The organism is Pseudomonas sp. SG-MS2, assembly GCF_009933855.1.
GTDB classification, from domain to species: domain Bacteria; phylum Pseudomonadota; class Gammaproteobacteria; order Pseudomonadales; family Pseudomonadaceae; genus Aquipseudomonas; species Aquipseudomonas putida_E.
The window spans coordinates 41501-62694 of the sequence record NZ_MOMO01000227.1 but is presented as its reverse complement, the minus strand read 5'-3'; the positions used below and the strand labels follow the sequence as shown (position 1 = coordinate 62694).

At 62.6% G+C, this 21194-nt stretch carries 21 protein-coding genes and 1 pseudogene; 7 read left to right on the top strand and 15 right to left on the bottom strand.

The window, feature by feature from the left end:
- Positions 1 to 61: 61 nt before the first annotated feature.
- From BLX42_RS19375 to exbB, 3 genes are read right to left on the bottom strand one after another with little or no spacing between them, the layout of a single operon-like run.
- Positions 62 to 796, bottom strand: a complete 735-nt coding sequence (locus BLX42_RS19375) for an energy transducer TonB (protein WP_125924405.1) — start codon at positions 794 to 796, stop codon at positions 62 to 64.
- Complete coding sequence (gene exbD / locus BLX42_RS19370) at positions 793 to 1221, bottom strand: TonB system transport protein ExbD (protein ID WP_046786858.1); 429 nt, start codon at positions 1219 to 1221, stop codon at positions 793 to 795. The genes BLX42_RS19375 and exbD overlap by 4 nt, the downstream gene beginning before the upstream one ends.
- A 3-nt stretch (positions 1222 to 1224) precedes the next feature.
- Complete coding sequence (exbB, locus tag BLX42_RS19365; protein ID WP_046786859.1) at positions 1225 to 2196, bottom strand: tonB-system energizer ExbB; 972 nt, start codon at positions 2194 to 2196, stop codon at positions 1225 to 1227.
- Positions 2197 to 2387: 191 nt separating this feature from the next.
- On the opposite strand from exbB, the gene BLX42_RS19360 reads away from it, so the two are divergent.
- Positions 2388 to 3245: an SDR family oxidoreductase gene (locus BLX42_RS19360; protein ID WP_161872412.1), complete on the top strand. Its 858-nt coding sequence runs from the start codon at positions 2388 to 2390 to the stop codon at positions 3243 to 3245.
- A gap of 74 nt (positions 3246 to 3319) precedes the next feature.
- Here the strand turns inward: BLX42_RS19360 and BLX42_RS19355 are convergent, their stop codons facing one another.
- The 5 genes from BLX42_RS19355 to BLX42_RS19335 form a co-directional block, all read right to left on the bottom strand.
- Complete coding sequence (locus BLX42_RS19355) at positions 3320 to 4045, bottom strand: hypothetical protein (RefSeq protein WP_161872411.1); 726 nt, start codon at positions 4043 to 4045, stop codon at positions 3320 to 3322.
- 55 nt (positions 4046 to 4100) lie between these two features.
- Positions 4101 to 4481 (bottom strand): RidA family protein, encoded by a 381-nt coding sequence (locus BLX42_RS19350; RefSeq protein ID WP_012312121.1) that lies wholly within the window; start codon positions 4479 to 4481, stop codon positions 4101 to 4103.
- 23 nt (positions 4482 to 4504) lie between these two features.
- Positions 4505 to 6613, bottom strand: coding sequence for a bifunctional GTP diphosphokinase/guanosine-3',5'-bis pyrophosphate 3'-pyrophosphohydrolase (gene spoT, locus BLX42_RS19345; RefSeq protein ID WP_046786862.1), 2109 nt, complete (start codon positions 6611 to 6613; stop codon positions 4505 to 4507).
- Positions 6614 to 6672: 59 nt separating this feature from the next.
- Positions 6673 to 6936, bottom strand: coding sequence for a DNA-directed RNA polymerase subunit omega (rpoZ, locus tag BLX42_RS19340; RefSeq protein ID WP_012312123.1), 264 nt, complete (start codon positions 6934 to 6936; stop codon positions 6673 to 6675).
- Between the two features lie 203 nt (positions 6937 to 7139).
- On the bottom strand, positions 7140 to 8012 hold the full coding sequence (locus tag BLX42_RS19335; RefSeq protein WP_046786863.1) for a LysR family transcriptional regulator: 873 nt from the start codon (positions 8010 to 8012) through the stop codon (positions 7140 to 7142).
- A gap of 244 nt (positions 8013 to 8256) precedes the next feature.
- On the opposite strand from BLX42_RS19335, the gene BLX42_RS19330 reads away from it, so the two are divergent.
- The 3 genes from BLX42_RS19330 to BLX42_RS19320 all read left to right on the top strand — a co-directional run bounded on the left by BLX42_RS19330 (position 8257) and on the right by BLX42_RS19320 (position 12007).
- Positions 8257 to 9600 (top strand): glutamine synthetase family protein, encoded by a 1344-nt coding sequence (locus BLX42_RS19330; protein ID WP_371316823.1) that lies wholly within the window; start codon positions 8257 to 8259, stop codon positions 9598 to 9600.
- A gap of 4 nt (positions 9601 to 9604) precedes the next feature.
- Positions 9605 to 10354, top strand: coding sequence for a gamma-glutamyl-gamma-aminobutyrate hydrolase family protein (locus BLX42_RS19325; protein ID WP_115273276.1), 750 nt, complete (start codon positions 9605 to 9607; stop codon positions 10352 to 10354).
- A 114-nt stretch (positions 10355 to 10468) separates the two neighbouring features.
- Positions 10469 to 12007, top strand: a complete 1539-nt coding sequence (locus tag BLX42_RS19320) for an APC family permease (RefSeq protein WP_046786866.1) — start codon at positions 10469 to 10471, stop codon at positions 12005 to 12007.
- 94 nt (positions 12008 to 12101) lie between these two features.
- On the opposite strand, the gene gmk is transcribed toward BLX42_RS19320, so the two are convergent.
- Together gmk and BLX42_RS19310 are read right to left on the bottom strand one after the other, a co-directional pair.
- Positions 12102 to 12722, bottom strand: a complete 621-nt coding sequence (gmk, locus tag BLX42_RS19315) for a guanylate kinase (protein WP_161872410.1) — start codon at positions 12720 to 12722, stop codon at positions 12102 to 12104.
- A 13-nt stretch (positions 12723 to 12735) separates the two neighbouring features.
- Positions 12736 to 13599 (bottom strand): YicC/YloC family endoribonuclease, encoded by an 864-nt coding sequence (locus BLX42_RS19310; RefSeq protein WP_039604571.1) that lies wholly within the window; start codon positions 13597 to 13599, stop codon positions 12736 to 12738.
- Between the two features lie 227 nt (positions 13600 to 13826).
- On the opposite strand from BLX42_RS19310, the gene rph reads away from it, so the two are divergent.
- The gene (gene rph / locus BLX42_RS19305; protein ID WP_046786868.1) at positions 13827 to 14549 is read left to right on the top strand and encodes a ribonuclease PH; all 723 of its coding nucleotides are present in this window, start codon (positions 13827 to 13829) and stop codon (positions 14547 to 14549) included.
- A 61-nt stretch (positions 14550 to 14610) separates the two neighbouring features.
- Here the strand turns inward: rph and BLX42_RS19300 are convergent, their stop codons facing one another.
- Positions 14611 to 15390 (bottom strand): exodeoxyribonuclease III, encoded by a 780-nt coding sequence (locus tag BLX42_RS19300; protein ID WP_012312131.1) that lies wholly within the window; start codon positions 15388 to 15390, stop codon positions 14611 to 14613.
- An 80-nt stretch (positions 15391 to 15470) separates the two neighbouring features.
- On the opposite strand from BLX42_RS19300, the gene pyrE reads away from it, so the two are divergent.
- Entirely contained in the window at positions 15471 to 16112 is a 642-nt protein-coding gene (gene pyrE, locus BLX42_RS19295; protein WP_161872409.1) for an orotate phosphoribosyltransferase, read from the top strand.
- A gap of 104 nt (positions 16113 to 16216) precedes the next feature.
- Here the strand turns inward: pyrE and argB are convergent, their stop codons facing one another.
- The 4 genes and pseudogenes from argB to coaBC form a co-directional block, all read right to left on the bottom strand.
- A complete protein-coding gene (argB, locus tag BLX42_RS19290) occupies positions 16217 to 17122 on the bottom strand; it encodes an acetylglutamate kinase (RefSeq protein ID WP_046786869.1) in 906 nt (301 codons plus the stop codon).
- 30 nt (positions 17123 to 17152) lie between these two features.
- Positions 17153 to 18526 (bottom strand): annotated as a pseudogene (locus BLX42_RS19285) (phosphomannomutase/phosphoglucomutase); the annotation flags it as partial.
- Positions 18527 to 18661: 135 nt separating this feature from the next.
- Entirely contained in the window at positions 18662 to 19117 is a 456-nt protein-coding gene (gene dut, locus BLX42_RS19280) for a dUTP diphosphatase (RefSeq protein WP_012312134.1), read from the bottom strand.
- 5 nt (positions 19118 to 19122) lie between these two features.
- A complete protein-coding gene (coaBC, locus tag BLX42_RS19275) occupies positions 19123 to 20334 on the bottom strand; it encodes a bifunctional phosphopantothenoylcysteine decarboxylase/phosphopantothenate--cysteine ligase CoaBC (RefSeq protein ID WP_012312135.1) in 1212 nt (403 codons plus the stop codon).
- Positions 20335 to 20464: 130 nt separating this feature from the next.
- Between coaBC and radC the strand changes: the two genes are divergently transcribed.
- On the top strand, positions 20465 to 21145 hold the full coding sequence (radC, locus tag BLX42_RS19270) for a DNA repair protein RadC (protein ID WP_119688048.1): 681 nt from the start codon (positions 20465 to 20467) through the stop codon (positions 21143 to 21145).
- Positions 21146 to 21194 lie beyond the last annotated feature (49 nt).

Here is a 21194-nt window from a genome sequence, read left to right as displayed (position 1 = left end):
GCGGCTGCAATCGATAGACGCACGTTATCAGACTTGCCGATTTGTGACAGAAACAAAAGTATCAGCGACGGTCCAGCGAGTAGACGAACGGTGCCACTACTTCGATCGTGCCATTGTTCAGCAATTCGGCAGGCGGCTTGGGTACCTTGCCGGCCCGACGGATCATTTCCAGGGTTGCCCGGTCCAGCGCCGCGCTGCCCGAACCACCGGCCATGGAGTACGAGACCACCTTGCCTTCGGCGTCGACCACGAAGCGCAGGCGGTTGATGCCCTGAAGGCCCCGGCGGCGTGCGTCTTCCGGGTAGCGCTTGTACTTCGCCAGGTGGCGCAGCAGGTCGCTCTGCCACGTAGGCAACGCTTTGCTGTTCGCGGCAATGCTGGGTGCCGGTGCCGCCGACTTCTGCGGTGGCGTGTTGGTTGGCGGCGTGTCCACGACCTGTTCTTTGGTCGGTGGCTCATCCTTTGGCGGCTCAGGCTTTTTCTCAGGCTTCGGCGGTTGAGGCTTGGGTTTGGGCTTGGGCGGCTTGGCGATGGCGATCTTTGGTTTGGGCGCTTCGGCCACCTTGGGCAGCGGCGGCTCTTCGACCGGTGCCGGTGGCTGTGGAGCGGCCTTCGGTGGTGGTGGCGGTGCGGGCTCGGGCAGCGGTGCCAGTTCGACCATCATGGCTGCCGGGGGCAGCTCGACGGCCTGGGGCACCGACCAGTTGAGCGTGAGCAGCACAGCGACGGCATGGACACCCAGCACAAGTGCCAGGCTGCCGCTGTAACGCGCCATATTGTGCCGCGTCTTCGTCATTTCTTGGCTGCCGTCTCGAGACCTACCAGACCGACTTTGAGGTAGCCGGCCGCGCGCATGTTGTTCATCACTTCCATCAGGTCACCGTAATCCACGCCTTTGTCGGCCTGGAAGAAGATGGTGGTTTCCTTGTCGCCCTTGGTCTTGGCATCGAGCATCGGGCCAAGCTGGTCGGCGGCAGGCACCTGATCGTCACCGACATACAGCTTCTGGTCGGCCTTGACGCTGACGAACACCGGTTTCTCCGGCCTCGGTGCCGGCTTGGCGGTCGAGGCCGGCAGGTCGACCTTGATGTCGACCGTGGCCAGGGGCGCGGCCACCATGAAGATGATCAGCAGTACCAGCATCACGTCGATGAACGGCGTGACGTTGATTTCGTGGTTTTCGGCGAGGTCGTCGCCACCTTCGTTCAGATGCAGGCCCATGGCTTACCCCACTTTCACCATGTGCGGGGCGACGCGCTCGCCACCCTGGTGGTCCAGGTCACGGCTGACCAGCAGCAGGACCTGCGCCGAAGCGTCGGAAACCTGGGCTTTGTAGCCGGCGATGGAGCGGGCGAAGACGTTGTAGATAACTACGGCCGGGATCGCTGCGACCAGGCCCAGGGCGGTGGCCAGCAGGGCTTCGGCGATACCCGGGGCAACGACGGCCAGGTTGGTGGTCTGGGTTTTGGCGATGCCGATGAAGCTGTTCATGATGCCCCACACGGTACCGAACAGGCCGACGAACGGCGCGGTGGAACCGATGGTGGCGAGCACGCCGGTGCCGCTGCTCATGTTGCGGCCGCTGGCATGCACCAGGCGCTCCAGGCGGAAGCTCACGCGTTCCTTGATGCCTTCTTTTTCACGGGCGTTGGCCGACAGGCGCATTTCTTCCAGGGCGTCGTGGACCAGCGTGTGGGCCAGGGTGCCCTCCTTGTTGGAGACCTCGCTGGCTTCCTTGAGGCTGGCAGACTTCTTCAGCTGTGCAATTTCGCCGCGCAGGCGACGCTTGGCGCCCATCAGTTCGAAGCCCTTGGCGATCCAGATGGTCCAGGTGATGATCGAGGCAATGGCCAGGCCGATCATGACCGCTTTCACCACCACGTCGGCGTTCTTGTACATGCCCCATGGGGACAGGTCATGGGCCATGCCCAGCGAAGTGTTCTCGACCACGGCTTCGGTGCCTGGGGCCGCTGCCGCTGGCGCATCGACCGGCGTAGCGGCCTGAGCGTCGCCAGCAGGTGCCTGGCTTTCGGTGGCTGGGGTGGCCGGTGCGCTTGCAGCTGCTGGGGCGCTGACGTTGGTATTGGGCTCATCGGCCATAGCCGCTGGGGCCAGCACCAGGCTGAACATCAGCGCGGCAATGGCGCGCCAGGCGCGTGACGGGGTTGGCGAAGCGGAAGTGTGAGTACGTGTCATGCTGGCCGGACCTGATGAAGAAAAAAGTGTGCGTTCTCCAAGGCCTCGAGATAGGCCGAGAACAGATAGGGGTGCCATTATTGCAAGTAATTCTTGTTAACAAAAGTAATCTCGTTGCTTTTTTCGCCCATGGTCTAGCCGCCTATCGTGTAATCCGGCTAGCCTGATCCTTTGGTCTAGGGAGTTAAGTGATGTCAGACCGTTCCGTATTGATCGTAGGTTGTGGTGATGTCGGCGGCCGGCTGGCCCGCCAATTGCTCGCCCGTGGCTGGCAGGTAAGCGGCCTGCGCCGTTCGGTCGAACACCTGCCACAGGGTGTTGTACCGATCGCTGCCGACCTGTCCGATCCGGGCATGCCCCAGGCTTGGCCACAGCATTCCCCGGATTATCTGGTGTATTGCGTAGCCGCCAGCCAGCACGATGAGGCGGGTTATCAAAGCGCTTACGTTGAAGGCTTGCGTCACGTGCTGGGTTGGCTGGCCGAGCGTGGGCAGCGCCCGCGCCGCCTGCTGTTCGTGTCCAGCAGCAGTGTGTTTGCACAAAAGGATGGGGAGTGGATCGATGAGGCCGCACCTACCGAGCCGCAAGGCTATTCGGGGCGTGTGATGCTGGAGGCTGAGCGGCTGGCCCTGGCTGGCGGCATGCCGGCAAGCATCGTGCGCCTGACGGGGATCTACGGCCCAGGGCGTGAGTGGCTCCTCAGCCAGGTGCGTCAGGGCTATCGGGTGGCGACCGAGCCGCCGCTGTATGGCAACCGTATCCATGCCGAGGATGCCGCAAGCCTGCTGGCGTTCCTGCTGCAGGCCGATGCCGATGGTGTGGCGTTGGACGATTGCTATATAGGTGTTGATGACGACCCTGCGCCACTGGCCGATGTGGTTGGCTGGTTGCGAGCTTACATGGGCGTTACCGAATGGTCCGATGAGCAGCGGGTGCGCCGCACCGGCAGCAAGCGCTGCAGCAATGCCCGGGTGCGGGCATTGGGTTGGGTGCCGGAGTATCCGAGTTACAAGGAAGGATACGCGGCGATCCTGAAAGGCGAAGGCTGAAGCCTGCTGTGTTGCTGCTGGCCCTATCGCCGGCAAGCCGGCGATTAGGCCAGTGAAACCAGGCGCGACTTGGGTCAGTCTTTCTCCAGCACCCACTGGCGGGTACCGGCTGCCAGTTGCGGGATTTCATCGGGCTGTGCGCGGTTGAGCGCCTGGAAGATCTCCAGCTTGTCGCCATCGCGCTTGAAGATGAATGGCGCGCCACGTTGGTTGCGCTCAAGCCAAAGGCTGTCGTTGCTGCCCCCCATGCTTGCGCAATCGCCGGCCAGGCACAGGGCGTAGCGGTCAGGGCCGGGCAGGCCGGTGACGCCGCCGTTATCGGTGAACCGGACGACGCTACCTGTGCCCTGGCCTTCGACAATCTTCCAGTCCCCGCCGAGGTACGCTTGGTACAGTGCTTTCTCGAAGCTGCTGCCCAACGGCACATTACCGGGCTGTTTGGCGCGGACGAAACTGCGTTCGGCACCGGTTGTGTCCGTGGCTTTCAGCTCGTCGCCATCCAGCGCCAGCTGTTCAGTCTGGCCGCCCGGGAAGTTGGCCTGCCATTGCTTGTCAGCGGCGCTCAATTGGCCGTCGGCGGCCTCGAAACCATTGCTGTAGCTGGCCTGCTGGCTGGCCACATCGAGTTTCCACTCGAAGATGGGGCCGTGCTCATTGAGGGCCTGGCGCAGGCTGCCACCTTTGACGGCGGCGTTGATGGCGTCCTGGTTGATCCAGGTGCCGTTGAAATCTTCGGGTTTGTGGCTGGCGCAGCCGCTCAGAAGCAGGGCTGCCAGCGCGAGGGGCAGTGCTTGACGCATGGTAGGTTAACCTTGAACTGAAAGGTGACGGGCAAGGCGCCCGTCACCTGCGGCATCAATCGATGACCAGGATGGCGTCCATTTCTACCTGGGCGCCTTTTGGCAGCGCGGCAACGCCAATGGCGGCACGGGCTGGATACGGCTGCTCGAAGTAGCGGCCCATCACTTCGTTGACCTTGGCGAAGTGGCTCAGGTCGGTGAGGAAGATGTTCAGCTTGACGATGTCCTTGAACGAACCGCCCGCAGCTTCGGCAACGGCCTTGAGGTTCTCGAAGACCTGTACGGTCTGGGCTTCGAAGCCCTCAACCAGTTCCATGGTGTTCGGGTCCAGCGGAATCTGGCCCGACATGTAAACGGTATTGCCGGCCTTGATCGCTTGCGAGTAGGTACCGATGGCGGCAGGGGCCTTGTCGCTGTTGATGACGGTCTTGCTCATGATGACTCCTTGCGGTTGGCGGACTACGCACGCATGCGGGTGATGCGGACCACGCCGGTCAGCGTACGCAGCTTCTTGATCACACGAGCCAGGTGCACGCGGTCGTGCACGCTGACCACCAGTTGGACAACGCTGATGCGGCCGTCGCGTTCGTCCATGCTGATCTTCTCGATGTTGCCGTCGGCGGCATTGACGCTGCTGGCCAGCAGGGCAATCAGGCCGCGCTGGTGTTCCAGCTCGACACGCAACTCGACATTGAATTCGCCGGTGATGTCCTTGGCCCAGGAAAGCTGTACGCACTTCTCCGGGTTATGGCGGATTTCACTGATGTTGCGGCAGTTCTCCAGGTGCACGACCATGCCCTTGCCTGCCGACAGGTGGCCGACGATCGGGTCGCCTGGGATGGGCGTGCAGCACTTGGCATAGCTCAACACCAGGCCTTCGGTGCCGCGGATCGCCAGAGGGCCTTCCGGTGCTGGGAGCTGTTCGCCTTCGGCTGACAGCAGGCGGCGGGCCACCACATAGGCCATGCGGTTGCCCAGGCCAATGTCTTCGAGCAGGTCTTCGATCAGCTCCAGGCGGTACTCGGCGAGAATCGCGTTGATACGCTCCTGAGGGATTTGCTCGAGGCTGCTGTCGAAACCGGTCAGCACCTTGTTCAGCAGGCGCTCGCCAAGGTTGATCGACTCGGAGCGTCGCTGCTGCTTGAGTGCGTGGCGGATGTGCGTACGGGCCTTGCCGGTGACCACGAAGTTGAGCCAGGCCGGGTTGGGCCGCGCGCCCGGGGCGCTGACGATCTCGACCGTCGAACCGCTCTGCAGCGGCTCGGACAGCGGCGCCAGGCGCCGGTTGATGCGGCAGGCGATGCAGCTGTTGCCCACATCGGTATGCACCGCATAGGCGAAATCAACGGCGGTGGAGCCTTTGGGCAGCTCCATGATCCTGCCTTTGGGCGTGAAGACATAGACCTCGTCAGGGAACAGGTCGATCTTCACGCTCTCGATGAATTCCAGCGAGTTGCCGGCACGCTGCTGCAGCTCGAGGATGCCCTTGACCCACTGGCGCGCGCGCGCATGGTTGCCTTTGGGCTGCTCGTCGTCGTTGGACTTGTACAGCCAGTGTGCGGCGATGCCATTGTTGGCCATCTCTTCCATTTCGCGGGTGCGGATCTGGATTTCGATGGGCACGCCGTGCATGCCGAACAGCGTGGTGTGCAACGACTGATAGCCGTTGGCCTTGGGGATCGCAATGTAGTCCTTGAAGCGCCCGGGCAGCGGCTTGTACAGGTTGTGTACGGCGCCGAGCACGCGGTAGCAGGTGTCGACCTTGTCGACGATGATGCGGAAGGCGTACACGTCCATGATCTCGGTGAAGGCGCGGCGCTTGCCGCGCATCTTCTTGTAGATGCCATAGAGGTGTTTCTGCCGGCCGCTGACCTCGCCTTGAATACCGTCGGCGGCCAGGCAGTTGGCCAGCGAGTGTTCGATCTTGGCGACGATCTCTTTACGGTTGCCGCGCGCGCTCTTGACCGCCCGGTGGATCAGCGACGAGCGCATCGGGTGCATGGCCTTGAAGCCGAGGTCTTCAAACTCTACGCGCACAGTGTGCATGCCCAGCCGGTTGGCGATGGGCGCGTAGATTTCCAGGGTTTCCTTGGCGATGCGTCGGCGTTTTTCGCCAGACAGCACTTCCAGGGTGCGCATGTTGTGCAGGCGGTCGGCCAGCTTGACCAGGATCACGCGGATATCGCGGGCCATGGCCATGGCCATCTTCTGGAAGTTTTCAGCCTGCGCTTCGGCCTTGGTCTCGAAGTTCATCTGGGTCAGTTTGCTGACCCCATCGACCAGCTCGGCAACCGTTTCGCCAAACTGCTGGCTGAGGGCTTCCTTGGCGATGCCGGTGTCTTCGATCACGTCGTGCAGCATGGCCGCCATCAGGCTCTGATGGTCCATGTGCATGTCGGCGAGGATGCTGGCCACGGCCAGCGGATGGGTCACATAGGGCTCGCCGCTGCGGCGGCGCTGCCCATCGTGTGCCTGTTCGGCGTAGAAATAGGCCCGGCGAACCAGGTTGACCTGTTCGGGGCCCAGGTAGGTCGACAGCCGTTCGGCTAAGGCTTCTATGCCCGGCATGGTTTCACCTCTTGCCGAGGAAGAGGGCCTTGCGCCGCGCGACGTCGACCAGGCATCGATCAGACAGCCTCGTTGGACTCGTCCTCGAACGCGGCGAAGACCGGATCCTCGGTGACGATCTCTTCAGCGGCAATGAATTCGTTGGTGACGATGCCTTCTGCGATTTCACGCAGGGCAACGACGGTCGGCTTGTCGTTTTCCCACGCTACGCGTGGCTCTTTGCCGCCGGTAGCCAGCTGACGGGCGCGCTTGGTCGAGAGCATGACCAGCTCAAAACGGTTATCCACGTGTTCCAGGCAGTCTTCAACAGTTACGCGGGCCATGGTCTTCCTCAGTAGCAAATGCGATGGGCGTGCAGCCCAATATGGGCAGGCGGACTCGATAGTTTAAAAAATCACCAGCCAATAGGGAAGCGCTGTTTTGCCGGATACCCCATCAGGCCTGCATCCCTCACCCTGTGGACGCGGGCTTGCCGGGGCGCCGAACCACCGCCAAAGGGCCGCGACAGACACCTTCATCTTGTATCTCACAACATCGCGCCGCGCAACCTTGGGGTCAGCTCTTCGAACAATGTCTGCACCGAGCGCAAGGCCCGGCAATCGGGCCGGGTCAGCAGCCACAGTTGGGTGTCGCAACCGGCCAGCGGTCCGCTCAGCGCCTCGACCCCAGGCAGTGCATGGACCATGTAGTCGGGCAGCGCCGCAACGCCCAGCCCCGTGCTTACCAGCTGTGCAATGGTCGACATGCTGCTGCACTGGTAGCGCGGGCTCAGCCCGGGGTACTGCTGATTGCGCCAGACCACGGTGGGGTGGTCCTGCATGGAGTCGTCCGGGGCTATCCATGGCACGCTGTTGTGGGACTCGTCCAGGCGCTCGCGCCATTGCGGCTGGCCACAGATCACATAGGACGTCGAACCCAGGCAACGGCCGACCAGGTGCTCGGGCGGCGTATTGGTCAGGCGCAGAGCGATGTCGGCATCGCGCCTGCTGAGGTTGGCGAAGGTGTTGGACGTGCCCATCTCCAGCGACAGAGCCGGGTAATTGGGCATGAACTCGGCCAGCGCCGGCAGCAGCAGGCTGTGCATTACCGCCTCAGTGCATGTCAGACGAACGGTGCCGCTCACCACCTGCTCGCCACTGGTCATGGCGATGCGCGCAGCATCCAGCGCCTGCTCGGCCCGTTCGGCCTGCTCGGCCAGGGCCTGGGCGGTGTCGGTCGGCAGGTAGCCCTTGCGGCTCTTGACGAACAGTGCGGTGCCCAGTGCCGACTCAAGCCGGCGAATCGAACGGAACACGGTCGAAACATCGACCTTGAGCAGTTCGGCGGCCTTGGCCAGTGAGCGCCCGCGCTCCAGGGCCAGGACCAGGGAGAGGTCGGCGTGGGTGATCTGATATTGCATTGGTGCACGCTCTACTTGCCGAAATGCCAATGTCTGTTGCGTTGAGGCCATTTTATAGTGGAACTGCCCCCGGGAATCAATGCGCCCGGTCGGGTAACCAATCCCCACGATGGGAAAGTTAAAAAAACAACAGCTGCAACCATCGTCGCCCGTGAGGCGCCAGCCGTATCCCCACATCGCCGCAGCACATCAAAGGATGTACACCATGACGTCGGTCACCCCGTGCGCCAGTTCTTCCAGCGAGATGAAAGACTTCCTCCAGGCCCATCCGGACACTCAGTACGTCGATCTGCTGATCTCCGACATGAATGGCGTGGTACGTGGCAAGCGCATCGAGCGGGCCAGCCTGCACAAGGTGTACGAAAAGGGGATCAACCTGCCGGCATCGCTGTTCGCCCTGGATATCAATGGCTCGACCGTGGAAAGCACAGGGCTTGGGCTGGACATCGGCGATGCCGACCGGATCTGCTACCCGATCCCCGGCACGCTCTGCAACGAACCCTGGCAGAAGCGCCCGACCGCCCAGTTGCTGATGACCATGCACGAGCTCGAGGGCGAGCCGTTCTTCGCCGACCCGCGCGAAGTGCTGCGCCAGGTGGTGAGCAAGTTCGATGACCTGGGCCTGGACATCTGCGCCGCGTTCGAGCTGGAGTTCTACCTGATCGACCAGGACAACCTCAACGGTCGTCCGCAGCCGCCGCGCTCGCCCACTTCGGGCAAGCGTCCGCAGTCGACCCAGGTCTACCTCATCGACGACCTCGACGAATATGTCGACTGCCTGCAGGACATGCTGGAAGCGGCCAAGGAGCAGGGCCTGCCGGCCGATGCCATCGTCAAGGAAAGCGCGCCCGCGCAGTTCGAAGTCAACCTGCACCACGTTGCCGATCCGCTGAAGGCGTGCGACTACGCGATCCTGCTCAAGCGCCTGGTCAAGAACGTCGCCTACGACCATGAAATGGACACCACGTTCATGGCCAAGCCTTACCCAGGCCAGGCGGGCAACGGCCTGCACGTGCACATTTCGCTGCTCGACAAGAAGACCGGCAAGAACATCTTTGCCCATGAAGACCCACTGCAAAGCGATGCTCTGCGCCATGCCATTGGTGGCGTGCTGGAGACCATGCCGGCGTCGATGGCCTTCCTGTGCCCGAACGTCAACTCGTACCGTCGCTTTGGCGCCCAGTTCTACGTGCCGAATGCGCCGAGCTGGGGGTTGGACAACCGTACCGTAGCGGTTCGCGTGCCGACCGACAGCAGTGAAAACGTGCGCATCGAGCACCGTGTAGCGGGCGCCGACGCCAACCCTTACCTGATGCTCGCGGCAGTTCTCGCGGGGATCCACCATGGTTTGACCAGCAAGGTCGAGCCTGGCGCGCCGATTGAAGGCAACTCGTACGAACAGCTGGAGCAAAGCCTGCCGAACAACCTGCGCGATGCCCTGCGCGCGCTGGATGACAGCGAAGTCCTCAACCAATACATAAGCCCGGACTACATCGATATCTTCGTGGCCTGCAAGGAAAGTGAGCTGGCCGAGTTCGAAGTATCGATCTCCGACCTCGAGTACAACTGGTACCTGCACACGGTGTAAGCCCATGAGCGCAATTGCGGTCCCCTTGATCGGTGTCAGCGCCTGCCGTCAGCAGGTGGGGAAGAACTCGTCGCACACGGTGGGCGACAAGTATGTCGAGGCGGCCGGCTTTGCCGGGCTCCCGCTTATCCTGCCGGCCCGCGACGGGGGCAGCGACACGCAGGCGTTGCTGGCACGGCTCGATGGCATTCTTTTTACCGGCTCGCCTTCAAATGTCGAGCCGCATCATTACAATGGCGCCCCCAGCGCGGAAGGTACCCGGCACGATCTTGCACGTGACCGCCTGACCTTGCCGCTGTTGCAGGCGGCCATTGCCGCCGGCGTGCCGGTGTTCTGTATCTGTCGTGGTTTCCAGGAATTGAACGTGGCCCTAGGCGGCAGCTTGCACCAGCGCGTGCACGAGCTGCCGGGCTACCTGGACCACCGTGAACCTGAGGACGCACCCCTGGAGGTGCAATACGGCCCTCGTCATCCCGTCGGCATTGCGCCTGGCGGGGTATTCGAGCGCCTGGGCCTGGCTGCGCAGTTCGAGGTCAACTCGCTGCACAGTCAGGGCATCGACCGCCTGGCCCCGGGCCTGCGCGTCGAGGCAAGGGCCCCGGATGGCCTGATCGAAGCGGTGTCGATGCCTGACGCGCCTGGCTTTGTGCTTGGCGTGCAGTGGCACCCGGAATGGCGTTTTGCCGACAACCCGGTCTCCACACGCCTGTTCCAGGCGTTCCGCGAGGCCTGCATTGCCCATGCTGCACGGTAGGGTCGTTACCCGAAGGTCTTGGATGACTGATACCGATACGCAAGCTTTCAATGAGTGAAAGCGCCTTGTTCGCAGGGCCTGTGACAACAATTCCAATAGTTACGGCAAATACTCATGAGCGATTACACAGAAGCTGGCCGCCCACCCGATGTGGCCGATTCAGGCAGTACTCAGCGCAGCAAAGGTTTGGCCAAAGGCCGTCTTGGCCTGTTGGCCAGCGTGGTGCTGGGCATTTCGACTATCGCCCCGGTCTATACCCTGACCGGCGCCCTTGGCCCCACCGTGCGGGAGGTCGGCGAGCACCTTCCGGCCGTCTTCATCGTCGGCTTCCTGCCCATGCTGCTGGTCGCCCTGGGCTACCGTGAGCTGAACGCGGCGGAGCCGGACAGCGGTACTTCCTTTACCTGGTCGGCCCGCGCCTTCGGCCCGATGATCGGCTGGATCGGTGGCTGGGGGCTGGTCGTTGCCACCACCATCGTGTTGTCCAACCTGGCCGGGGTGGCCGTTGATTTCTTTTATCTGTTCCTGGCTCAGATCACCGGTAACCAGGCGTTGGCTGCCTTGGCGGATAACCTGCTGATCAACATCACCACCTGTTGCGTGTTCATCGCCATGGCGGTGTGGATCTGTTGTCGCGGCATGGCCACCACCATGACCGTGCAATATGGTTTGGTGGCCTTGCAACTGCTGGTGCTGATCGGCTTTGCCTTCGCCGCCTTCAGTGAGACCACCGCGCCAGCGCCGCTGGAGTTCGACCTGGCCTGGTTCAACCCCTTCGGCGTGGAGTCGTTCTCGGCCTTTGCCGCTGGCCTGTCGTTGTCGATCTTCATCTTTTGGGGGTGGGACGTGTGCCTGACCGTCAGTGAGGAATCGATCGGCAGCGACGAGGTGCCGGGCAAAGCGGCGACCTGGACCGTGCTGCTGATTCTTGGTCTGTACCTGCTCACCGCCATCGCCACCCTGCAATTCGCGGGGATCAGCGAGCAAGGGCTGGGACTGAACAACCCGCGTATCCAGGAGAACGTCTTTGCCCACCTGGCCGGGCCAGTCATGGGGCCGCTGGCGATCCTGATGTCCATCGCCGTGCTGGCCAGCACCGCCGCTTCGCTGCAGTCGACCTTCGTCTCTCCGGCGCGCACGCTGCTCGCCATGGGTTACTACGGTGCGGTGCCAGAGCGCTTTGCCAAGGTTTGCCCGCGTTCGCAGACGCCACGTTACGCAACCATCTGTGCCGGCGTTGCCGCAGGCCTGTTCTACGTGACCATGCGTACCCTCAGCGAAAACGTGCTGGCGGACACCATCACCGCCCTGGGCATGATGATCTGCTTCTACTATTCGCTGACCGCGTTTGCCTGCGTGTGGTATTTCCGCCACAGCCTGTTCGACAGCCTGCGCCACTTCTGCATGCGCGGCCTGTGCCCCCTGTTGGGTGGTGTGATCCTGTCGGTGATCTTCGTGCGCACCGCCATCGACAGCGCGTCGCCGGATTTCGGCAGTGGCTCGCATGTCGCTGGCGTAGGATTGGTGTTCGTGATTGCGGCGATCATTTCGGCACTGGGGATAGTGCTGATGATGCTGTCGCGGATGCGCGCGCCGGCTTACTTCCTGGGGGCTACCCTGCGACAGCAGGCGACTCTGCAGCTGCAGGAATAATGCTGGGTGGGGCGCGTTGCGCCCCAACAACCCCGCGGTAGGCGCGGCCTTGTGTCGCGAAAGGGCCGCAAAGCGGCCCCAACTGTCTCTATCTTCAGCCGATCAACTGCTTGAGCAATGCCCCGTGCCGTTCCTGCTGCTTGCACAGCAGCAAACGGTTCGAGCGGAACACGGCCTTCAACTCCTCCAGCGCCACATCGAAGTCGTCGTTGATGATGACGTACTCGTACTCGTCGTAGTGCTGCATCTCGCTGACGGCCTCTTTCATGCGGCCGGCAATGATCTCATCGCTGTCCTGCCCACGCCCGTCCAGACGCTGGCGCAGCGCCTCCAGGTTGGGTGGCAGGATGAAGATCGAACGGGCTTCGGGCATCAGCTCGCGCACCTGACGGGCGCCTTGCCAGTCGATTTCCAGAATCAGGTCATCGCCCCGGTCCAGCACTTGCTGCAGCGTGCTACGCGAGGTGCCGTAGAAGTTGCCGAACACTTCGGCGTGTTCAAGGAAGTCGTTCTTGTCGATCAGCGCCTTGAATTCGTCATGGCTGACGAAGTGGTAGTTGATGCCGTGCTCCTCGCCCGGGCGTTTGCCGCGCGTGGTGTGCGAGACAGAAACGCTGACGCGTTTGTCGTCCTTGATCAGGGCGTTGACCAGGCTGGTCTTGCCGGCACCTGACGGGGCCGAGACGATATATAGGGTGCCGCTGCTGTGGTTCATGGTAGGGGTGGCCTTACTCGATGTTCTGTACTTGTTCACGCATCTGTTCGATCAGTACCTTCAGGTTGACCGCCGCTTGCGTGCTACGCGGGTCGAAGGCCTTGGAGCCCAGGGTATTGGCCTCGCGGTTGAGCTCCTGCATGAGGAAGTCCAGGCGCCGGCCAGCGGCCCCCCCGGACTTGAGCACCCGGCGTACTTCATTGACGTGGGTGCTGAGGCGGTCCAGCTCTTCGGCAACGTCACTTTTTTGTGCCAGCAGCACCATCTCCTGCTCAAGCCGTTGTGGGTCGAGCTCGGCCTTGAGGTCGCCGAAGCGGTCGATGATCTTCTGCCGTTGTGCGGCCAGCATCTGCGGTACCAGGGCACGCAGGGTGGTGACCTCGGTGGCCATGCTGTCCAGCCGCTCGTTGATCAGGCGTGCCAGCTCCTGGCCTTCGCGCAGGCGCCCGGCCTTCAATTCGGCCAGAGCCTCGTCGAACAGTGCCACGGCTTCGGCATTGAGCGCCTGCGGGTCGCTGGCGTCGGCCACCAGCACGCCCGGCCAGGACAACACTTCCAGCGGGTTGAGCGGCGCCGGCTGCTTGATCAGGCCGGCCACTTCTTCGGCGGCGGCGACCAGTTGTGCGGCACGCTCGCGGTCGACCTTCAGTGGTTTGCCGTTGCTGTCTTCGTGCAGGCGCAAGGTGCATTCGACCTTGCCGCGCGACAAGCCTTGGCGCAGACCCTCACGCACCGCGCCTTCCAGGTCGCGCAGGGCGTCGGGCAGGCGCAGGTGAGGTTCAAGGTAGCGGTGGTTGACCGAGCGCAGTTCCCAGACCAGGGTGCCTTGGCTGCCTGCGCGCTCGACACGAGCAAAAGCGGTCATGCTGTGCACCATGGGGAGTACCTCGCGTAGATGATGTGAACGGGAAAGCCTTTCGGCTGCAAGGCGCAGGATTGTAGCGCAGTGCGCCCTTGGCGCCCAATCCGCCCATGTTACAGAGCCCTCATCGGTCGGTGGGAAAAGGCGACAGGCTGTGCGCGGCCCGACAATAAGCATGTCCTCACCGGGCTACGGGCTTTATAATGCCGGGCAGATTCAAAGTCCCAGTACAGGTATCCCAGATGAAACGTCCAAGTGGTCGCGCCGCCGATCAGCTCCGCTCGATCCGCATCACCCGCAACTACACCAAGCACGCCGAAGGGTCGGTACTGGTCGAGTTCGGTGACACCAAGGTCATCTGCACGGTCAGCGTTGAAAACGGCGTACCGCGCTTCCTCAAAGGCCAGGGCCAAGGCTGGCTGACCGCCGAGTACGGCATGCTGCCGCGCTCCACCGGTGAGCGTAACCAGCGCGAAGCCAGCCGTGGCAAGCAGGGTGGTCGCACCCTGGAAATCCAGCGCCTGATCGGCCGCTCGCTGCGCGCCGCGCTGGACATGAGCAAGCTGGGTGACATCACCTTGTACGTCGACTGCGATGTGATCCAGGCCGATGGCGGCACCCGCACCGCGTCGATCACCGGCGCCATGGTCGCCTTGGTCGATGCCCTGGCAGTGATCAAGAAACGGGGTGGCCTGAAGGGCGGCAATCCGCTCAAGCACATGATCGCCGCCGTATCGGTGGGCATGTACCAGGGCGAAGCCGTACTCGACCTGGACTATCTGGAAGACTCCGCTGCCGAGACCGACCTGAACGTGGTCATGACCAGTGCCGGTGGTTTCATCGAAGTGCAGGGCACTGCAGAGGGTGCGCCGTTCCAGCCCGAAGACTTCAACGCCATGCTGGCGCTGGCGCAGAAGGGCATGAACGAGATCTTCGAACTGCAGCAGGTCGCTCTGGCCGACTGATTGATCCTGCAGGTATGAAAAAGCCGACTTCAATGTCGGCTTTTTCATATCTGAACAGTGCTCAGATGGTCAACGTCCAGTCATAGTCGACGATCAGCGGCGCATGCTGCGAGAAGCGCGGCTGACGCGGCAGGCGGGCATTGCGCACGAAGCGGCGCAGGCCCGGGGTGAGGATCTGGTAGTCGAACCGGTAGCCCAGGTTGAGCATCTCGGCCTGCTCGTTGTCCGGCCACCAGCTGTACTGGTCACCTTCACGGCTGACTTCGCGCAGGGCATCCACGTAGCCCATGTCGCCAGTGATCGCATCCATCCAGGCACGCTCAGGCGGCAGGAAGCCTGGCGACTGCTGGCTGTCACGCCAGTTCTTGATGTCGAGCTTCTGCTGCGCCACGTAGAACGAGCCGCAATAGATGTACTCACGACGCTTGCGCCGCTGCTTGTCCAGGTACTTGGCGAAGTCGTCCATCAACTTGAACTTCTGGTTCAAGTCGTCGTCGCCGTTCATGCCCGAAGGCAATAGCAGGCTGGCAATACTGACTTTGTCGAAATCTGCTTGCAGATAACGCCCGTAGCGGTCGGCTGTCTCGAAGCCCAGGCCGGTGATGACTGCCTTGGGCTGCATGCGCGAGTACAGTGCCACGCCACCTTGGGCGGGTACCTCCGCGTCGCAGGCATAAAGGAAATAGCCATCGAGCTGGAAAGCTGGGTCGTCGAGTTCAAAGGCCGAGGCGCGGGTATCCTGAAGGCAGATGACGTCGGCATTCTGGGCTTGCAACCAGCTGAGCAATCCACGCTCGGCTGCAGCCTGAATGCCATTTACGTTCACACTGATGATCCGCATAAATGGCCCCAAAAATCTCGTGCGTGTATGATACCCGAGCTCAACCCATTTAGCTAAATCCGTGGTGTCCGGGACTTTCCATGCAGCCGTATCAGCGCGACTTCATCCGTTTTGCCATCGATCGCGGCGTTCTGCGCTTCGGTGAATTCACCCTGAAATCGGGGCGTACCAGCCCGTATTTCTTCAATGCCGGCCTGTTCAACACAGGTTCTGCCCTGGCTCAGCTGGGGCGTTGCTACGCGGCGGCCATCGTCGACAGCAAGATCCCGTTCGACGTACTGTTCGGCCCGGCCTACAAGGGTATCCCGCTGGCTGCGGCCACCGCCGTGGCCCTGGCCGAGCAACATCAGCTGGACGTGCCGTGGTGCTTCAACCGCAAGGAAGCCAAGGATCACGGCGAAGGCGGCAGCCTGGTCGGCGCGCCACTGGCCGGTGACGTCCTGATCATCGATGACGTGATCACCGCTGGCACTGCCATCCGCGAGGTCATGCAGATCATCAATGCCCAGCAGGCCAAGGCCGCTGGCGTGCTGATCGCGCTCAACCGCGAAGAGCGCGGCAATGGCGAACTGTCGGCGATCCAGGAAGTGGAGCGTGACTTCGGTATCCCGGTAGTCAGCATCGTTTCGCTGACCCAGGTGCTGGAGTTCCTGGCCGATGATCCGCAGCTCAAGCAGCATCTGCCGGCGGTCGATGCCTATCGGGCGCAGTACGGGATCTGATTGCGGCTCGGTAATGAAAAAGGCGACCTTCGGGTCGCCTTTTTTATCTGTTGCCTTTTACGGCCCTATCGTCGGCAAGCCGGCGATAGGGCCAGTGCAGGCGATCAGCGTGGCTTGCGGTTGCTGATCAAGGTGCCCACGCCGCTGTCGGTGAAGATCTCCAGCAGCACCGCATTCGGCACGCGGCCGTCGATGATGTGCGAGCTGTTCACGCCACCCTGGACCGCTTCCAGCGCGCACTTGATCTTCGGTAGCATGCCGCCGTAGATGGTGCCGTCGGCGATCAGTTCGTTCACCTGCTCGGTGGTCAGGCCGGTCAGGACCTGGCCTTGCTTGTCCATCAGGCCGGCGATGTTGGTCAGCAGCATCAGCTTCTCGGCTTTCAGTGCTTCGGCCACCTTGCCGGCCACCAGGTCGGCGTTGATGTTGTACGACTCACCGTTGGCACCCACGCCGATTGGCGCGATCACCGGGATGAAGTCGCCTTTGACCAGCATGTTCAGCAGGTCGGTGTTGACGCTGACCACTTCGCCGACGTGGCCGATGTCGATGATTTCCGGCTGGGTCATCTCCGGCGTCTGGCGGCTCACGGTGAGCTTCTTGGCGCGGATCAGCTCCGCGTCCTTGCCGGTCAGGCCGATGGCGCTGCCGCCGTGGCGGTTGATCAGGTTGACGATGTCCTTGTTGACCTGGCCACCCAGCACCATTTCAACCACGTCCATGGTCGCCGCGTCGGTGACACGCATGCCGTCGATGAAGTGGCTTTCGATCGACAGGCGCTTGAGCAGGTCGCCGATCTGAGGGCCACCACCGTGCACGACCACCGGGTTGATGCCCACGGCCTTCATCAGCACGATGTCACGGGCAAACCCGGTCTTGAGCTCCTCGCTCTCCATCGCGTTGCCGCCGTACTTGATCACCAGGGTCTTGCCGACAAAACGGCGAATGTAAGGCAGTGCTTCGGACAAAACCTCGGCTACATGGGAAGCGGCATCGCGATCGAGGGTCATGCAGGGCTCCTGTAAGGAACAGATAGTCGGTCAGAACGGCAGTTGCAGCTCAGGGGCAACCCGCAGCAACTGGGCGCGGAAAACATCCTTGATACGTTGCAACTCGGCGTCGCTTTCGGCCTCGAAGCGCAGCACCAGCACCGGCGTGGTGTTGGAGGCGCGAACCAGGCCCCAGCCCTGGGCATAGTCGACCCGCACACCGTCGATGGTGGTCAGGCTGGCTTGGCCCCAGTCGGCGTCGCGTTGCAGTGCATCAATGATGCTGAATTTACCCTCGTCGGTCACATCAATATTGATTTCCGGCGTGGAAATGTCGTTCGGGAATGCGGCAAACAGGCTTTCGGCGTCCTGGCCAGCCTTGCTGAGGATCTCCAGCAGGCGTGCGGCGCTGTAGATACCGTCGTCGAAACCGTACCAGCGCTCCTTGATGAAGATGTGCCCGCTCATCTCGCCGGCCAGCAGCGAACCTGTCTGCTTCATCTTCTTCTTGATCAACGAGTGACCAGTCTTCCACATCAAGGCGCGGCCGCCGTGTTGTTCGATCAGCGGTGTCAGGCGGCGGGTGCATTTGACGTCGAAGATGATCTCGGCCCCCGGGTTACGCGCCAGCACGTCCTGCGCGAACAGCATCAGCAGGCGGTCGGGGTAAACGATGCTGCCGGTGTTGGTCACCACACCGACGCGGTCACCGTCGCCGTCGAAGGCCAGGCCGATATCGGCACCGGTTTGCTTGACCTTGGCGATCAGGTCTTCAAGGTTTTCAGGCTTGCCCGGGTCCGGGTGGTGGTTGGGGAAGTTGCCATCCACCTCGCAGAACAGTGGGATGACTTCGCAGCCCAAGGCTTTGATCAGCTGCGGCGCGATAACGCCGGCAGCGCCGTTGCCGCAGTCCACCACCACCTTGAGCTTTTTCGCCAGCTTCACGTCAGCGACGATCTGCTGGAAGTAGCGCTCGAGGATCTCGACCTTTTCCACACTGCCTTCGCCACGGGTCAGGTCGTTGGTTTTCAGGCGAGTCAGCAGGGCCTGGATCTGTTCGTTGGCCAAGGTATCGCCAGCGATCACGATCTTGAAACCGTTGTAATCCGAAGGGTTGTGGCTACCGGTGAGCATCACGCCGGACTTGCCGGCCAGGACATTGGCAGCGAAATACAGCGCCGGGGTCGGCACCAGACCGACGTCGCTGACCTGGCAACCGGCATCGGCCAGGCCTTTGATCAATTGCTCGACCAGCATCGGGCCGGACAGGCGGCCGTCGCGGCCGACGGAAATCTGCGGCTCGCCTTGGGCGAGCGTCTGCGCGCCAATGGCGCGGCCGATCCAGTAGGCGGTTTCGGCGTGCAGGGTCTTGCCGACCACGCCGCGGATGTCATAGGCGCGGAAGATGCTGTCGGGCAGTGCGGGGACCAGGTGGGCCATGTCGTTCATCTCTGGAAGCTCCATTAGTCAAAGGCTTTCTGGGCAGGCGCAAACTGAACGCTTGGACGGTGGTTTCATCAGAGAGTTCGCCATCCATGGCCTGAACGGTCGCCGGTCGGCTCAGTGGCTGCCGGAATGGCCGAAGCCGCCGGTGCCGCGCTGGCTTTCATCGAAGGCCTCGACGACTTCAAAATGCGCTTGCACTACCGGTACCAGCACCAGCTGAGCGATGCGCTCGCCAACGGCGATGGTGAATGGCGTGTTGCCACGGTTCCAGCACGACACCATCAGCTCGCCCTGGTAATCCGAGTCGATCAGGCCGACCAGGTTGCCCAGCACGATGCCATGCTTATGGCCCAGACCCGAGCGCGGCAGGATCATCGCTGCCAGGCCCGGGTCGCCGATGTAGATCGACAGGCCGGTAGGAATCAGCAGGGTCTGGCCCGGCTCCAGGACGGTGTCCTCTTTGAGCAGGGCGCGCAGGTCCAGGCCGGCGGAGCCAGGGGTGGCGTATTGCGGCAGCGGAAATTCACTGCCCAGGCGTGGGTCGAGGATCTTGGCTTGAAGAGCGTGCATGTAACTTATTGAACCTGGTTGAGCCGTTCGGCGATGAAGGCGACCAGTTGCCGGGCAATCTTGCCTTTGCTGGTCTGCGCGAAGAGGGTTTGATGCTGCTGGCGGTCGATCACGGTCAGGGCATTTTCCTCGCTGTTGAAGCCGATGCTGGGGTTGGCCACATCATTGGCGACGATCAGGTCGAGGTTCTTGTCCTTGAGCTTGCGCGTGGCGTAATCGAGCAAATGTTCGGTCTCGGCGGCGAAGCCGACGCTGAACGGGCGGTCGGTGCGGCCAGCGATGGTGGCAAGGATATCGGGATTGCGCACCATCTGCAGCAGCATGCCGTCGCCGGTCGTAGGATCTTTCTTGAGCTTCTGTGTGGCAACGACCTCCGGGCGGTAGTCCGCGACCGCTGCCGAGGCGATGAACAGGTCGCACGGCATGGCCGCCTCGCAGGCTGCGAGCATGTCCCGCGCGCTGACCACGTCGATCCGGTTGACCCGGTCAGGGGTCTGCAGGTGCACAGGGCCGGTGACGAGGGTCACCCGGGCACCCGCTTCTGCGGCCGCCTCGGCCAGCGCGAAGCCCATCTTCCCGGAGCTATGATTGGTGATGTAACGCACCGGGTCGATGTTTTCCTGGGTTGGCCCGGCGGTGATCAGCACATGTTTGCCGGTAAGCGCCTGGCGCTTGAAGCTCTCGGCGGCGCACCAGGCCAGGTCGGTGGCTTCGAGCATGCGGCCAAGGCCCACGTCGCCGCAGGCCTGGCTGCCGGAAGCCGGCCCGAACACCTGGATGCCACGGGTCTTGAGCAGGTCGAGATTGGCCTGGGTCGCCGGGTCGCGCCACATGGCCTGGTTCATGGCCGGGGCCACTGCCACAGTGGCGTCGGTGGCCAGTACCAGGGTGGTCAGCAAGTCGTCGGCCATGCCTTGGGCCATGCGCGCCATGAGGTCGGCGGTGGCGGGGGCGATCAGCACCAGGTCGGCCCATTTGGCCAGTTCGATATGGCCCATGGCCGCTTCGGCGGCAGGGTCGAGCAGATCCATGTGTACCGGGTGGCCGGACAGCGCCTGCAGGGTCAGCGGGGTGATGAATTCAGCACCACCACGGGTCATGACGACGCGCACTTGCGCGCCGTGCTCCAGGAGTCGGCGAATCAGCTCGGCGCTCTTGTAGGCGGCAATGCCGCCCCCGACGCCGAGAACGATGCGCTTGCGATACAGCCGCTGCATAGGCTTGCCTTTTTCCAGAGAGAGCGGGCAGCGACGAACAGGATTGCCTGCGGCAGAACGTCGCATGTACGAGGCGAAATAGATTAACACAGGGCCTAAACGTGTCGCAGCAGGGCGCAAAGGAGATGCAATGAAGATAAGCGAGTGGCCAGCCGAGGAGCGGCCCAGGGAAAAGTTGATGCAGCGCGGGGTGGGCAGCCTTTCGGATGCCGAATTGCTGGCCGTGTTTCTCGGCTCTGGCGTGCGGGGCCACAACGTCGTGGAGCTGGCGCGGGGGTTGCTCGTCAAGTTCGGCGGCTTGCGCCAGTTGCTTGAAGCTGACAGGGACGCATTCGTGGGGGCGCTCGGGCTTGGGCCGGTGCGGTATGGCCAATTGCAGGCGCTGCTGGAGATCGGGCGGCGCAACCTTGCCACATCGATCGAGCGCGACTGCGCTCTGGAGAGCCCTTTTGCGGTGCGCAGATACCTGAAAGCCATGCTGCGTCATGAGCCTAGCGAAGTTTTTGGCTGCCTGTTTCTGGATAGCAAACACCGGCCGTTGGCTTTCGAAATCCTATTCAGAGGGACGATCGACCGGGCCAGCATCTACCCGCGGGAAGTGGTGCGCCGTGCGTTGATGCACAACGCTGCGGCGTTGATCCTTTGCCACAACCATCCTTCGGGCAATAGTGAGCCGAGCCAGGACGACGTGCACATGACGCTTGCATTGAAGCAGGGGTTGGCGCTGATCGATGTGCGGGTGCTCGATCACATCATCGTGGGTGATGGGGAGCCGCTGTCGATGGTGGAGCAGGGATGGATTGTCGCTTAGTGGCTGCCTGTTTGCAGGCTCGACCAGTCGCCGGCAAGCCGGCATTTGG